Annotated in this window: 13 protein-coding genes; 3 read left to right on the top strand and 10 right to left on the bottom strand. The window is 61.4% G+C overall.

Annotation, left to right across the window (positions count from 1 at the left end):
* Positions 1-66: 66 nt before the first annotated feature.
* From miaB to Q8R81_RS03260, 7 genes are all read right to left on the bottom strand, one after another.
* Positions 67-1,404: a tRNA (N6-isopentenyl adenosine(37)-C2)-methylthiotransferase MiaB gene (gene miaB, locus Q8R81_RS03290; protein ID WP_305616015.1), complete on the bottom strand. Its 1,338-nt coding sequence runs from the start codon at positions 1,402-1,404 to the stop codon at positions 67-69.
* Positions 1,405-1,438: 34 nt separating this feature from the next.
* Entirely contained in the window at positions 1,439-2,140 is a 702-nt protein-coding gene (locus tag Q8R81_RS03285) for a 1-acyl-sn-glycerol-3-phosphate acyltransferase (protein ID WP_305616014.1), read from the bottom strand.
* Positions 2,141-2,195: 55 nt separating this feature from the next.
* Positions 2,196-2,618 carry a Fur family transcriptional regulator gene (locus Q8R81_RS03280; RefSeq protein ID WP_305616013.1) on the bottom strand — a complete coding sequence of 141 codons (423 nt, stop codon included), beginning with the start codon at positions 2,616-2,618 and terminating at the stop codon, positions 2,196-2,198.
* Positions 2,619-2,716: 98 nt separating this feature from the next.
* Entirely contained in the window at positions 2,717-3,160 is a 444-nt protein-coding gene (locus Q8R81_RS03275; RefSeq protein WP_305616012.1) for a MucR family transcriptional regulator, read from the bottom strand.
* Between the two features lie 165 nt (positions 3,161-3,325).
* Entirely contained in the window at positions 3,326-3,799 is a 474-nt protein-coding gene (locus Q8R81_RS03270; RefSeq protein ID WP_305616011.1) for a GNAT family N-acetyltransferase, read from the bottom strand.
* 20 nt (positions 3,800-3,819) lie between these two features.
* Positions 3,820-4,440: a tRNA (adenosine(37)-N6)-threonylcarbamoyltransferase complex dimerization subunit type 1 TsaB gene (gene tsaB / locus Q8R81_RS03265; RefSeq protein ID WP_305616010.1), complete on the bottom strand. Its 621-nt coding sequence runs from the start codon at positions 4,438-4,440 to the stop codon at positions 3,820-3,822.
* Positions 4,441-5,019 (bottom strand): NifU family protein, encoded by a 579-nt coding sequence (locus Q8R81_RS03260; protein ID WP_305616009.1) that lies wholly within the window; start codon positions 5,017-5,019, stop codon positions 4,441-4,443.
* Positions 5,020-5,164: 145 nt separating this feature from the next.
* Between Q8R81_RS03260 and Q8R81_RS03255 the strand changes: the two genes are divergently transcribed.
* Together Q8R81_RS03255 and Q8R81_RS03250 are read left to right on the top strand one after the other, a co-directional pair.
* A complete protein-coding gene (locus Q8R81_RS03255; protein WP_305616008.1) occupies positions 5,165-5,767 on the top strand; it encodes an FKBP-type peptidyl-prolyl cis-trans isomerase in 603 nt (200 codons plus the stop codon).
* 48 nt (positions 5,768-5,815) lie between these two features.
* Complete coding sequence (locus Q8R81_RS03250) at positions 5,816-8,710, top strand: pitrilysin family protein (protein WP_305616007.1); 2,895 nt, start codon at positions 5,816-5,818, stop codon at positions 8,708-8,710.
* Between the two features lie 6 nt (positions 8,711-8,716).
* Here Q8R81_RS03250 and Q8R81_RS03245 read toward each other — a convergent pair whose 3' ends face one another.
* Genes Q8R81_RS03245 through Q8R81_RS03235 form a run of 3 tightly spaced genes read right to left on the bottom strand, consistent with a single transcriptional unit; the run spans position 8,717 to position 11,909 of the window.
* The gene (locus tag Q8R81_RS03245) at positions 8,717-9,376 is read right to left on the bottom strand and encodes a TadE/TadG family type IV pilus assembly protein (protein ID WP_305616006.1); all 660 of its coding nucleotides are present in this window, start codon (positions 9,374-9,376) and stop codon (positions 8,717-8,719) included.
* Positions 9,373-9,969: a TadE/TadG family type IV pilus assembly protein gene (locus tag Q8R81_RS03240; protein WP_305616005.1), complete on the bottom strand. Its 597-nt coding sequence runs from the start codon at positions 9,967-9,969 to the stop codon at positions 9,373-9,375. The genes Q8R81_RS03245 and Q8R81_RS03240 overlap by 4 nt, the downstream gene beginning before the upstream one ends.
* The gene (locus tag Q8R81_RS03235) at positions 9,966-11,909 is read right to left on the bottom strand and encodes a Tad domain-containing protein (protein WP_305616004.1); all 1,944 of its coding nucleotides are present in this window, start codon (positions 11,907-11,909) and stop codon (positions 9,966-9,968) included. The genes Q8R81_RS03240 and Q8R81_RS03235 overlap by 4 nt, the downstream gene beginning before the upstream one ends.
* A 188-nt stretch (positions 11,910-12,097) precedes the next feature.
* On the opposite strand from Q8R81_RS03235, the gene Q8R81_RS03230 reads away from it, so the two are divergent.
* Positions 12,098-13,471 (top strand): class II 3-deoxy-7-phosphoheptulonate synthase, encoded by a 1,374-nt coding sequence (locus tag Q8R81_RS03230; protein WP_305616003.1) that lies wholly within the window; start codon positions 12,098-12,100, stop codon positions 13,469-13,471.
* Positions 13,472-13,533: the final 62 nt, after the last annotated feature.

Below are 13,533 nucleotides of genomic sequence, written 5' to 3'. Positions count from 1 at the left end.
CCTGAATCAGAGCATAAGAACGGATGTTGCGCAGACAAGACGCTGCGCGACTATTCCACAGGCGTATTAGACGAGACGCCCGGAAAGGGAGTTTGGCCCGGCATCGACCAGTTCGACCGTGACCATCGATCCGATGTCTGCATCTGCCATGAAGTGGACGGATTGCAGCCACGGAGACTTGCCGAGCCACTGCCCGGGAAGCTTGCCCTTCCGTTCAACCAGAACGTCGCAAGTCTTGCCCACGCTGGCCTTGTTGAAGGCATGTTGGTGGCGGTTAAGTGCGGCTTGCAGGCGCTGAAGCCGTTCGTCCATCACGCTTGCAGGCACCTGATCCGCCATCGTTGCGGCAGGCGTGCCGGGGCGGGGGGAGTACTTGAAGCTGAACGCCTGCGCATAGCCGACCGCATCGACCAGCCGCAGCGTATCTTGGAACTCTGACTCGGTCTCACCGGGAAAGCCGACGATGAAATCGCCAGAAAGCGCAATGTCGGGGCGGACGGCGCGGATTCGTTCGAGCAGGCGCAGATAGCTGTCCGTCGTGTGGCTGCGGTTCATGGCCTTCAGCACGCGATCATTGCCCGCTTGCACCGGCAGGTGAAGGAACGGCATCAGCTTATCCAACTCGCCATGCGCGGCGATCAACCCGTCTGTCATGTCGTTGGGATGGCTGGTGGTGTAGCGGATGCGCTTGAGGTCAGGCTCTGCTGCCAGCGCGCGGGCAAGGCCGTCGAGGCCGACTACTCGGCCCTTTTCGTCTTCACCTGACCATGCATTCACGTTCTGGCCAAGCAGCGTGATCTCGCGCGCGCCCCCTGCGACCAGAAGTTTTGCCTCTTCAACCAGATCGGCGAATGGACGGCTTATCTCCGCGCCGCGCGTATAGGGCACGACGCAATAAGTGCAGAACTTGTCGCAACCTTCCTGGACCGTCAGAAACGCAGAGGGGCCAGATTTGCGGCGCTTGGGCAGTGCGGCAAACTTGGCTTCGGCGGGCATGTCGGTTTCGGTTGACCGCTTCCCGGCGGCGGCATCGGCGACCATTGCTGGCAGGCGATGGTAGGACTGCGGGCCGACCACGACCTTCACACTGGGCGCGCGAGCCATGATTTCCTCGCCCTCGGCCTGAGCAACGCATCCGGCAACCGCGATCATCGGGGCAGAGCCGTCCGCGCGGCGCGAATCCTTGCCGATGCGGCCGATATCGGAATAGACTTTTTCGGTAGCTCTTTCCCGGATGTGGCAGGTGTTGAGGACGATCAGATCGGCGTCTTCACCGTCTGCCGCCGCAGTCATCCCCTCGGCACCGAGCAGTTCGGCCATACGCTCGCCATCATAGACGTTCATCTGGCAGCCGAAGCTTTTGACGCGGAAGGTTTTCGGGGCAGGGGTCAGGGAAGTTGCCATAGGCCGGGCCGATAGGGGATTTTGCGCGCTTTGGCTACCGGTGCAGCGCCATCTGCGCCACGATGCGATTACGCGCGGCTGCAGCCATCGCCTTGCGATTGGTGGTTTCGTCCGGCCTAAGCGGATCAAGGAAGTGCACCGTCACCGCAATGGCGTGGCGGCGGGCAAGCAGTTTCAGGAAATTGTCGAGACCATGCTCGTCACCCACCCAGGCGATGGCGGCAGAGTCAGGGCCGTAGTCTACCCACAGCGGCTGGATGGCGATGTCCGGCGGGGGCGGATCGAGCGCGGAGAGCAGCGAGGACTTGAATGGCAGCAGCCCGGTGCCATCGCTCGTCGTGCCTTCGGGAAACACGGTCAGCGCGCCTGTGTCAGTTAGCGCGGCTCGCACACTGGCAACTTGCTCGTGCACAGAACGGCGATTGTGGCGTTCGACGAATACCGTGTCGTTCATCCGGCACAGCCATCTTAGCAGGCCGATCTCGGCAAGGCCCGAATGCGCCACGAATGCGCTGCCGCTGGCTCCGGCGATCACGGGAATATCCAGCCAGCTGACGTGGTTGGAAAGCAGGAATGCCCCGCCGCGTGCCCTGGTGCCGGTTATGCTGACGCGCGCTCCGGCGATGCGGGCGATGCCGCCAAGGAACAGGCGAGGCCACGGATTGCGCATGCCGGCGATGCGCCACAAGTAGTAGAGCGGAACGCAGGCGATCAGCAGGAGCAGCATACCGGCCATGCGCGAACCAATGCGCAATCGCCCGACGAACGGTATCGCCGGACGCGGCCCTGTCTCAGCCTTCGCGTTCAAGCCTGACGCCGTAAAGCTCCATCCGGTGATCGACGAGCCGGTAACCGAGCTTTTCGGCGATCTGGCGCTGGAGCTGTTCGAGTTCGGGATCGACGAATTCGATGACCTTGCCGGTCTCAACGTCGATCAGGTGATCGTGGTGCGCCTCTGGCGTCGCCTCATAACGGGCGCGTCCATCGCCAAAGTCGTGGCGATCAAGAATCCCCGCCTCTTCGAACAGGCGCACGGTGCGATAGACCGTGGCGATCGAAATGCGGGAATCGATCGCAGACGCGCGCTCGTGCAGCTTTTCAACGTCCGGGTGATCGTCGCTTTCCGAAAGCACGCGCGCAATGGTGCGGCGCTGGTCGGTAATGCGCAGGCCACGTTCGGCGCAGAGGGCTTCAATGTCGATCGCCTGGTGCAATGGGATCTCGCTAAAAAAAGGATCGGCCCGCCCGTCTATAGACAGGCGGGCCAAATCTTCAACCGCGCGCAATCGTATTGCGTGAACGGCGGTCTAAATCAGACGACAGCGGCAGGCTTGCGGCCACGCTTGGGCGCAGGCTTGCGACCAAGGCCGATCTTCTTGGCCAGTTCGCGGCGCTTTTCAGCATAGGCCGGAGCGACCATCGGATAGTCGGCGGGCAGGTTCCAGCGTGCGCGGTACTGATCCGGGGTCATGTTGTAGCGCGTGGCGAGGTGGCGCTTCAGCATCTTCAGCTTCTTGCCGTCTTCAAGGCAAACGATGTGATCGTTCTTCACCGAAGAGCGGATCGAAACGGCCGGTTCCGGCGCAGGTTCTTCGACCGGAGCTGGCTTTTCGAGACCGGCAAGCGCGGTATAGACGTTGGTGATCAGCGTAGGCAGGTCACTGACCGCGACACTGTTGTTGCTGACATGGGCAGCAACAATGTCGGAAGTGAGCGTGATCAGCGTCTCCCGCATATCATTTTGAATTTCAGTCATTGCGAACCGGCTTTCTTTGCTGGTGAGATCGTGGATCAACTGCCATCAACTATGATTGGTGATCCAAGTCACGCTGTATAGTCCTCCTAACGAAAGATACAACCATTCGACCCAGATTTTTTTGAATCCGTAGTCACCCTCTGCCAGATGACCCCAAGTATCGGATCAGTCTTGGAAAGTTAGCTCTTGGCTGATTGCATCAATGCGGTTGCCACCTGGTGTCCTGTAATAGGACGGCCTTACCCCGATCTCGTGGAAACCATGAGATGCATACAGAAAAGCGGCCGGGTTTCCGCGTCGCATTTCAAGGAAGATGCGGGACATACCATTGTCTTTTGCCGAAGATATAAAGCGGGTGAGCAGGATATGACCCAACCCCTGTCGGCGGTATTCGGGTGCAATGGCAAAAAGCAGCAGTTCTTCTTCATCAAGAATGCCGCGACTCATAAAAAATCCTGCCGCGTCTGACGTCTGCGGCAATTGTTCTGCGCCATCCGCACCGATCAGGCCATAACGACAACTACCTACGACCAGCGCGTCACTGACCTGACGCCTGTTCCACGCCTCACCATATTCGGGGGGGAAGGCTCGCTCCATGACCGACATGATCCGGTCAATATCGTCGGAAGGAGCGAGCATGGCGCGGGTCGTGCCTCTGCTCAGGCAGCGGCCAACGGCAGCCGCGCGTCGGGCGCGCGTCCGTAGCTCGGCCTCGGGTCGGCAATGAGGCGGCCGGTGCGGAGCAGCGCAAACGTGCGGGCATCGGGCCGCATGTCTAGCGCGCGCGCGCTACCGCGCAGTTCTGTCAGAGCTTGCGCCTGGCTGCCCGCGACCAGTGCAGCACCGCTTTGCGTAGCGGCGGCATTGGGAGATAGGGATATGACCGGCGCGAGCGGTTCTCCATCGGCAGCAAAAGGCTGGAAGAACCATTCGCCGTGGCCACCGGTCATACACACATCGATGGCCGTATCGGGGTGCTGATCGCGCGCCATCGCAGCGACAAGGCCAAGGCTTTCGTAACCTGCAACCCGCGCGTTCCACGCAAGGCCCAGCGCGCGGGCAGCGGCAAGGCCAACGCGGATCCCGGTGAAACTGCCCGGGCCGATGTCGACCGCGATCACGTCGGCGCGACCCTTTTCGGGCAATGCGGCGATCATTGGGACAAGCCGTTCAGCATGGCCGCGCCCGAGCGTCAGGCACTCGCCCGCAATCAGTTCATCGTTTTCGAACAAGGCGACCGAGCAGGCTTCCGTCGCGCTGTCGATCACCAGTCTGCGCATTCAGGCGGCGCGCACTTCGCTGACTTCGGGAACGTAATGCTTGAGCAGGCTTTCGATGCCGTTCTTGAGCGTGGCCGACGATGAAGGGCAGCCCGAGCACGCACCCTGCATTTGCAGATAGACCACGCCTTCGCGGAAGCCACGATAGATGATGTCGCCGCCATCGTTGGCAACGGCAGGGCGGACGCGGGTTTCGATCAAGTCCTTGATCTGTTCGATCACGTCGGCATCGGCTGGGTCATCGGAGAACGCATCGTCCGCTTCGGCAGGAACCGCGATGCCGCCTGCGCTGCCCGGCACGAACAGCGGGGCCTGCGCCACGAAATGATCGAGCAGGAGCGAGAGCACCTGCGGTTTGAGCGACGACCATTCAACGCCCGGTGCGGCTGTGACCGAAACGAAATCGCGGCCGAAGAACACGCCGGTAACATCGCCCAGATCGAACAACGCCTGCGCCAGTGGCGATACCTCCGCCGCTTCGGGCGACGTGAACTCGCGCGTGCCGGTGGGCATGACCTGCTCACCAGGGAGGAATTTGAGCGTCGCCGGGTTGGGCGTGGTTTCGGTCTCTATGAACATGATTCGCATGTAGGACGGTGACGCAGGGGGTCAAGTGGCTGGAGCCTTTGAAAACGCCACTCTGGCGGGGCTGGATGACGAATTATCCGCACGCAGGGGCAAAGCGTGCATGGCGCGGGCAGCGAGGCCTCGCTATGGCGCTGTCATGAGCCTGACCTTTCGCGCGCTGCGCCGCTTCGCCCCTGCCGTTTTCCTTGCCGCCGCATCGCCTGCGCTGGCCGCTCCGGCCAAACCTGCGCCCAAAGCCCCCGCGCCTTCCACAGCGATCATTCCCGTGCCGCTGAACCCGATCGTTCCGGCCACGCAACGGTTGTGCAGTGCGGCGACGGCAAGCGGCTTGGGCACGCTGATGCTCAAGCCTGCCGAAGGTGCGAAGCCTGCCAAGGGCGATTATGTGCTGGTCGGTTATGTCGGCTATCTCGCGGCAAACGGTGAAGTGTTTGACCAGAACAAGCAGACGGCATTCCCGGTAGAAGGCGTGATCCCGGGCTTTTCCGAGGGCCTGCAGATGATGACCAAGGGCAGCGTGTGGCGCTTCTGCGTGCCCGCTACGCTGGGTTATGGAGCGCAGGAATCTGGCCCGATTCCGGCCAATTCGGATCTGGTGTTTCAGGTTGAGCTGGTCGACTTCAAGACAGTCGCTGAAGTTGAGGCGATGCGTGGTGGGCAGGCCGATTCGGCGCAGCAGGCCAGCGAAGCAGCTGAGGCGGCCGCTGCGGCGGCAGAAGCAGCAGCAGCGGCGCAATAACAGGTCTATTCACTGGTCCTTCATCCGAAGGCTTCCTATAGTCCGGTGATGCAATCAAATAACACGCGCGCCCGGCGCCTTGGCCTGTTCCTTTCCCTCCTGCTGGTTTCGACCGCGCCGATCGTTGCGCAGACCCCGGCAAAAGCGCCTGCAACCGCCACAAAATCGGCGGTTCCTTGGCTCTATCAGGGTTCTGACGTGCCGCAGGACAAGGCGTGGACCTTTGGCGTCCTGTCCAATGGCGTGCGCTATGCCGTGCGCCACAATGGCGTGCCGCCCGAACAGGTTTCCATCCGCGTGCTGGTGGATGCAGGTTCGATGTACGAGACCGAGGAGCAGCGCGGCTATGCCCACCTTCTGGAGCACCTGACCTTCCGCGAATCGAAGTACCTGAAGGAAGGCGAGACCATCCCCACATGGCAGCGCCTTGGTGCGACCTTCGGCAGCGATACCAATGCGGAAACCAGCCCGACGCAGACCACCTACAAGCTGGACATTCCGCAGGCCGATCCGGCCAAGCTGGACGAGACGTTCCGCCTGCTTTCGGGCATGATCATCGCGCCGATCTTCACCGATCGCGGTGTGAAGACCGAAGTGCCGATCGTGCTTGCCGAAATGCGTGAACGCACCAGTGCGCAATCGCGCGTTCTGGATGAAACGCGCAACCTGTTCTTCAACGGGCAGCTTCTCGCCGCGCGCAATCCGATTGGCACAGTGCCGACGCTCGAAGCTGCCACGGGCGCGAAAGTAAAAGCCTTTCACGACAAGTGGTATCGCCCCGACAACACCGTGATCGTGGTGGCAGGTGACGCTGATCCGGCAACGCTGGTTGCGCGGATCGAACAGTGGTTCGGCGGCTGGAAGGTGGCGGGCAAAAAGTCTCCGCAGCCCGATTTCGGCAAGCCCGTCGCACCAGCAGGGCTTGATCCACAGAACCCGGTGGGCGAGGCCAAAGTCATCGTCGAGCCTGACCTGCCGCGCATCGTCAACTGGGCGATCCTGCGGCCGTGGAAGAAAGTCAACGATACCATCGCCTACAATCAGGCGCTGATGATCGACAGGGTAGCGCTGGCGCTGATCAACCGCCGTCTGGAAGGGCGCGCACGGGCAGGGGGCAGCTACCTTGCCGCTTCGGTTGACGAGATGAAGCAGGAGCTTTCGCGCTCTGCCGATGCGACCATCGTTACCGTCACCCCGCTTAGCGAGGACTGGAAAGGCGCGGTTTCCGATGTGCGCGGGGTTATTGCCGATGCGCTCGCCACGCCGCCTTCGCAGGAAGAGATCGACCGTGAGGTCGCCGAGTTCGAAGTGGCGTTCAAGGTTGCAGTCGAAACGCAATCGACCATCGCCGGATCGCGCGCAGCGGACGACATCGTCAACGCGGTGGACATTCGCGAGACGGTGGCCAATCCCGATACCGTCTATCAAATCTTCAAAAGCTCGATCCCGCTGTTCAAACCCGATGCGGTGCTGAAAAGTACGCGCGCGCTGTTTCAGGGCACGGTTATCCGCCCGATGATGATTACGCCAAAGGTGGGGGAGGCTGACGAGGCATCGCTTCGCGCCGCGCTCACCGCTTCGGTCGAAGCCGCGTCGGGCAGCCGTGTGGCCGCCAATTCGCTTAAGTTTGAAGATCTGCCTCCTGTCGGAACACCCGGCACAGTGGCAAGCGCTCGGCCGATCGGCCTGCTGGGCATCGAACAGATCGAACTGTCCAACGGCGTGAAAGTCCTGCTTTGGCCCAACGATGCTGAACCCGGCCGGATCATCCTGAAGGCGCGTTTCGGCGGCGGCTATTCGGCGATCAGCCCGCAGAACGCGGTCTATGGGCCGATGGGGCAAATGGCGCTGATGGACAGCGGCATCGGCACCTTGGGCCGTGATGATCTTGACCGGCTGGCCACAGGCCGCAAGCTGAGCCTTGATTTCAACATCGACGATACGGCCTTCGTGCTGTCTGCCGATACCCGGCCCGCCGATCTGGCAGACCAGCTTTATCTCATGGCCGCCAAGCTGGCCACGCCACGCTGGGAACCGAACCCGGTGCTGCGCGCCAAGGCTGCGGCCAAGCTGCAGTACGAAAGCTTCAATTCCGCGCCGATGGCGGTGCTCAACCGCGATCTCAATTGGTTGCTGCGCGATGGCGACCCGCGCTATGCCACGCCCAATCCGGCAGAGCTTGAGAAGGTTACCCCCGAAGGCTTCCGCGCCACGTGGGAGCCGTTGCTGGCGCAAGGCCCAATCGAGATCGATATGTTCGGCGATTTCACCCGCGAACAGGCAATTGCGGCACTGGAAAAGACCTTTGGCGCGCTGCCTGCCCGTCCGGCGACCGAACAGCCCGCGCTTGCGCCCAACATCCCCGCGCATAATGCCGAACCGCTGGTGTTGACCCATCGTGGTGACCCCGGACAGGCGGCGGCACTGGTCGCATGGCCCACCGGTGGCGGACAGCAAGGCGTGCGCGAAAGCCGACAACTCGAAATTCTTGCGCAGATATTCAACAATCGCCTGTTCGATGCGATGCGCGAAAAGGTGGGCGCGAGTTACGCCCCGCAAGTCGGTTCAAGCTGGCCGCTCGATCTGCCTTCGGGCGGCTACATTTCGGCGATGGTGCAGTTGCGCCCCGGCGATTTCGACACGTTCTTTGCTGCCGCTGACAAGATCGCTGCCGATCTGGCAGCAACCCCGCCGACGGCGGACGAGATCGGCCGCGTGACAGAGCCGCTCAAGCAACTGATCACCCGCGCCAGCACAGGCAACGGTTTTTACATGTTCCAGCTGGAAGGGGCGGCCAATGACCCGCGCAAGATCGCCGCGATCCGCACCATCCTCAACGACTATAGCCAGACCACGCCCGAGCGGATGCAGCTGCTTGCCCAGCGCTATCTGTTGAAGGACAAGAGCTGGCGGCTGGAAGTGGTGCCTGAAAAGAAGCCGTAAACGCGGTTAACACGCGTTCTTCTTGTCGTTTCCGGTAAGGCCGGCGCTGGCGCTGCGGTCGTCACGCGCGATGACCGCGGCTTCTTCGTGAATGACGATGTTGTCGACGAACAGCGTACCGAACAGGCCTTTGTATTCGTACCAGACTTCGGCCACCATCACGGCACCGCCTGCAGGTGCCTTGATGGTCTTTCCGCCCATCGTCAGGCCGTTGACCACTGAAGTCAGCAGTCCGCCGGTTGGGTCGGCCTTGCCGCGCTTGGACTGCTGCTTGCCTTTGCCCATGCACTGCTGCCAGTGAATGTATTGCTTGCCGTTCACCGGATTGCCTTCAAGGCTGGAAAGGATGACGCGGCCGTTGTCCGCAAGGGCAACCGTATCGCCTTCTTCCAATGCGCCGGTCAGGACGGATGCGACATCATCACTGCTGATCGTTGGCGTTACGCCGCTATTGTCGGTCTGGCCAATGCGGGATGCATTGTCGGCCATTGAGATGGCCACCTGACTCACTTCCAGCGCCGTGGCATTTAGCCATGCGATTTCTGCGCCATACATCCCCAAGGTCATGAACAGTGGCAGGACGAGGGCAAACTCGATGATCGAAACTGCAGTCGTATCTTTTGCCAGAGCGCGCAGCAGGCGGGGATTGGGGCTGTGGACGGTCATGCGCAATTCCCTGCGGAAGACCCGTAACTTGTCTGGTTGCCGAAAGGCTGGCTCTTGGTCACGGCTGTCGCGCTCAAAGTTCGCGTTCCCCAGCGTTGGGGCAGAAATGGAACCTTGAACATCGGCGAGAACGAGGCCGTGACCTTGTACACGACGACATCATTGGCATCACCGATGCTGTCCTTTTTGCCGACGTCTTCGTCCCACGTCCCGCTCCGGTTCTCGTCGGTATAGGTTTCGTTGTTGTCGCAGCGGGAATTGCCGTTGGCGTCATTCCACTTTTCGGGCCTGCCGACGTCGGCGAAATCGTAATAGCTGGTGCGGCTGGTTGCGATTGTAACGCCCGGCAAGATCGGCGCGATTGCGTTGCGCACGCTCGCGTCAGCCTCAGACGTATTGCGTGTCTCCAGCGCGGTATTGCGCGCAGCACGATGAACGGCACCGGTCAGAACCGCCTTGCCGTAAACCATCTGGCCAATGTCGAGAATGCCAACGACGAGCACCAGGAACATCGGCGTTGCAATGGCAAACTCTACAAGGGTTGCGCCTTCGCAGTCAGAAGCGAGGCGTTTGAAGCATGAAAGCCGGCTCATTGCACCACCCGCAGTTCGCCCACCTGCTTGGCGATTGATTGGAACGCTGCGTCAAGCTGGGTGGCGTTTGAAGCGGTGAACGCGCTGTCGGTTGATGCGCAAGCGGCCAGTTCGGTGGTCATGCCCTGAGCAAACGCGATTACCCACAGCCTGATGCCTTTTGCTCTCACAGCGTCGCACAGGGCCAGAAAGCGTGCGTTGTGGCGCTCCTTGTCTCGGGAGATGCCATCGTCGGTCACGCGCCGGTCATGATACTCGATGCCCCACGAAGACTGCACCGAGTAGGACGGCGACATTTCACCATCGGTCATGAAGATCATGTGGCGTGATATCTCACTGCCGTTGCCGGCGGGGTCAAGCACGTTGTCCGACCATATCCCGTCAGGCGAAAACAGGCGCGCGCCCCAGACCATGCCGATGTCATGATAAGTGCCACCTTCGGCCACCAGCCCATCGGCGTAAGCGAAGTAGGCGCTGCGATCCATCGTGGACAGCAGTTGCGCGGGCGATGGGCAGAACGAGGGCGCCTGTTGCCCCGTGGGTGATGGCAACGCATTGTTCATATACACGTTGCCACCGAATATCTGGGTCCGGATATAGGCGACTTCAGGCCACATCGGCGCCCATTTCGAGCTGCTGGAGCTGTCCGGCGGGGTATCGATATCAAGGTCAAGCGCGCCTGATGGAGAAACACCACCCAACGCCGACCAACTGAACGCGTCTTCCGAAACGGTCGCGCGTTCTTCGATGCAGCCGCGCCAGGTTGATGAAGCCGTCGTTCCGTTTTCGCCTGTGTTGGTGCTCACCGCTTCGAAGTTCTTGTAGTTCTGCGTGCTGTAAGTGACTGGCCGATACTCCCACCGGTCAAACACCTGCGACGAGGTGTATATCGGATTGGCGGCGGACGAGATCGTGGTCGTCACGGTGCGCGATCCGGTGCGTTTCTGGACTTTGAACGACAGGAACTGCCAGTTGCATTCGTAGTCGGTCATGTTCTGCAGTTGTGTGGTGGTGATAGTGGTCACCTGCTGCCCGGAACCGTTGATCGTAGTGGTGGTCACAGACGTTGCCGCACCGCTGTTGGTCCATGCCGTGTCGGCCGGGCGATTTGCCGCGCAAGTACTGGAAAAGATGTACGTGCTCGCAGAATGATCGGTCCAGCCGGTATAGCTGGCACCAGATGTGTTGGTTGTGCCGGGAGCGGGTGCTGGCGTGCCATAACCGCTCACCACTTGCACTGTGCGGTAGATGGCCTGGCGCGACTGTATGGTCCAGCTGTCGACCAAGTAGTCCGGATCCTTTGCGCGGATCAGCCGCCCGACGTTTACCGAGGAACTGTAAGGCACAAAGCCGAAGCGGATGCGCGCGTTCGTTCCAGAGGTTGCACTGGCCAGGTTGTCGTAGAAGCTCTTCATCGATGCCCGCAGCGCTTCGATGCGGGTCTGGGTGCTTCCGTTAAGCTGCCACGCCATCGAACCGGTAGTATCGAGCACCATCATGATGTCGTTGTTGCCCGCGCCCATCGCTGCGGTGCAGTCGGAACGCAGTTCAAAACCGGCAAAGCCGAACAGCTGCATCATCAGGGGCGGCAGCTCCGCCGTTGCCACGGCGTCGATGGTGCCGCCTTTGTCTACAGAGGTCGCCACGAAAGCCGTATTGTCGGCATCCAGCCGGGCGGTATTGAAGTTGGCGTAGAAATAGTTTTGCGCCTGCGCCTGCGCATTTGCATCAAAGCCGTTGGATGACACGGCGCGCCGCCCTGCCAACGCGCCGGCATCGCAGGCCGCCTGCAGTCTGGTCTGCACCCGCCAGGCACGGCTCATATCCACCGCACCACCGATCAGCGCCGCGATCGCGAAGATCGCCATAGCCGCCAGCGGCAGTATGTTGCCCGCGTGACACTTCGCAAGCGCGGCAAAAAGGCGAGGTAGGGCGGGCATGATACGAAGCGGACAGCCTGTTGATGGACAATCAGGGTTAACCGCCGATCCACCAAGACATGCTCACACAGGCGATAGGGAAAACCCCGTAATGGCTGTTCGACTGGGTCGATTACGGTGACAGCAACGCTGCCTTTGCAATTCATCTCTTCGCGGCGTAAAGGCCACCGCCTTGAAAGGAAGCACTTGTGGCACAGAACTGGACTGCGGATTCGTGGCGGGGATTTGAGGGGCGGCATCTGCCGACCTATCCGAACGCTGAAAAGCTGAACGGGGTGGAGCAGACCCTTACGAGCTTTCCGCCGCTGGTCTTTGCGGGCGAGGCACGCGCGCTGAAGGCCGATCTGGCGCAAGTGGCTGCGGGCAAGGGCTTTCTGCTGCAGGGCGGCGATTGCGCCGAAAGCTTTGCCGAGTTCCATCCGAACAACATCCGCGACACGTTCCGCGTGCTGCTGCAGATGGCCGTCGTGCTGACATTTGCCAGCAAGCAGCCGGTGGTGAAGGTGGGCCGCATGGCCGGCCAGTTCGCCAAGCCGCGCTCTTCGCCTGTGGAAACGATTGATGGCGTCGAACTGCCAAGCTACCTTGGTGACAACATCAACGGCATCGACTTCACGCCCGAATCGCGCATCCCCGATCCCGAACGCATGCTGCGCGCCTACAGCCAGGCTGCGGCCACGCTGAACCTGCTGCGCGCGTTCTCCACCGGCGGCTATGCCAATCTGCGGCAGGTCCACCAGTGGACGCTGGACCACATCGGCAAAAGCCCGTGGGCAACCAAGTTCAGCGAGATGGCCGACAAGATCGGCGAATCGCTCGACTTCATGGAGGCCTGCGGCGTTGATCCGCGCACCGTCCCGCAGCTTCAGGGCACCAGTTTCTACACCAGCCACGAAGCGCTGCTGTTGCAGTACGAAGAGGCGATGACGCGTCAGGATTCGCTGACGGGTGATTGGTACGATACCAGCGCGCATATGCTGTGGATCGGCGATCGCACCCGCTTTGAAGGTTCGGCCCACGTCGAATACTTGCGCGGCGTGAACAACCCCATCGGCATGAAGTGCGGACCATCGCTGACGCCGGACGCCCTGCTCAAGATGCTCGATACGCTGAACCCGGCGCGCGAGGCGGGCCGGATGACGCTGATCAGCCGCTTCGGCGATGACAAGGTGGTGGCTGGCCTTGCCCCGCTGGTGCGCGCGGTAAAGCGTGAAGGCCATCCGGTCGTATGGTCGTGCGATCCGATGCACGGAAATGTGATCAAGGCCAACAGCGGCTACAAGACACGGCCATTCGACCGCATTCTCAATGAGGTGAAGGGCTTCTTCGCAGTCCATCGCGCCGAAGGCACGCATGCCGGTGGCATCCACATCGAGATGACCGGCCAGGACGTGACCGAATGTGTCGGCGGCGCCGTTGCGATCACCCACGAAGGCCTTGCCGACCGCTACCACACCCACTGCGACCCGCGCCTCAACGCTGCGCAGTCAATCGAACTGGCGTTTTTGCTGGCCGAAGCACTGAATGCGGAGCGGGCAGGAACCAAGGCTGAAGCGGCCTGATTTGACCTCAAACTTCGTCATTCCCGCGCAGGCGGGAATCCAGTTCCAACCGTTGCGCGCTG

Origin of the sequence: Novosphingobium sp. (genome assembly GCF_030696665.1) — a bacterium.
Taxonomy (GTDB): Bacteria; Pseudomonadota; Alphaproteobacteria; order Sphingomonadales; family Sphingomonadaceae; genus Novosphingobium.
The sequence above is the reverse complement of the archived record's forward strand: the minus strand, read 5'-3'. Positions and strand labels throughout refer to the sequence as shown.

Excerpts from the sequence above, each read along its gene's own strand:
- miaB (WP_305616015.1), bottom strand. The coding sequence starts at position 1,404 with ATGGCAACTTCCCTGACCCCTGCCCCGAAAACCTTCCGCGTCAAAAGC.
- Q8R81_RS03285 (WP_305616014.1), bottom strand. The coding sequence starts at position 2,140 with ATGGCCGGTATGCTGCTCCTGCTGATCGCCTGCGTTCCGCTCTACTAC.
- Q8R81_RS03275 (WP_305616012.1), bottom strand. The coding sequence starts at position 3,160 with ATGACTGAAATTCAAAATGATATGCGGGAGACGCTGATCACGCTCACT.
- Q8R81_RS03270 (WP_305616011.1), bottom strand. The coding sequence starts at position 3,799 with ATGCTCGCTCCTTCCGACGATATTGACCGGATCATGTCGGTCATGGAG.
- tsaB (WP_305616010.1), bottom strand. The coding sequence starts at position 4,440 with ATGCGCAGACTGGTGATCGACAGCGCGACGGAAGCCTGCTCGGTCGCC.
- Q8R81_RS03260 (WP_305616009.1), bottom strand. The coding sequence starts at position 5,019 with ATGTTCATAGAGACCGAAACCACGCCCAACCCGGCGACGCTCAAATTC.
- Q8R81_RS03255 (WP_305616008.1), top strand. The coding sequence starts at position 5,165 with ATGAGCCTGACCTTTCGCGCGCTGCGCCGCTTCGCCCCTGCCGTTTTC.
- Q8R81_RS03250 (WP_305616007.1), top strand. The coding sequence starts at position 5,816 with ATGCAATCAAATAACACGCGCGCCCGGCGCCTTGGCCTGTTCCTTTCC.
- Q8R81_RS03245 (WP_305616006.1), bottom strand. The coding sequence starts at position 9,376 with ATGACCGTCCACAGCCCCAATCCCCGCCTGCTGCGCGCTCTGGCAAAA.
- Q8R81_RS03240 (WP_305616005.1), bottom strand. The coding sequence starts at position 9,969 with ATGAGCCGGCTTTCATGCTTCAAACGCCTCGCTTCTGACTGCGAAGGC.
- Q8R81_RS03235 (WP_305616004.1), bottom strand. The coding sequence starts at position 11,909 with ATGCCCGCCCTACCTCGCCTTTTTGCCGCGCTTGCGAAGTGTCACGCG.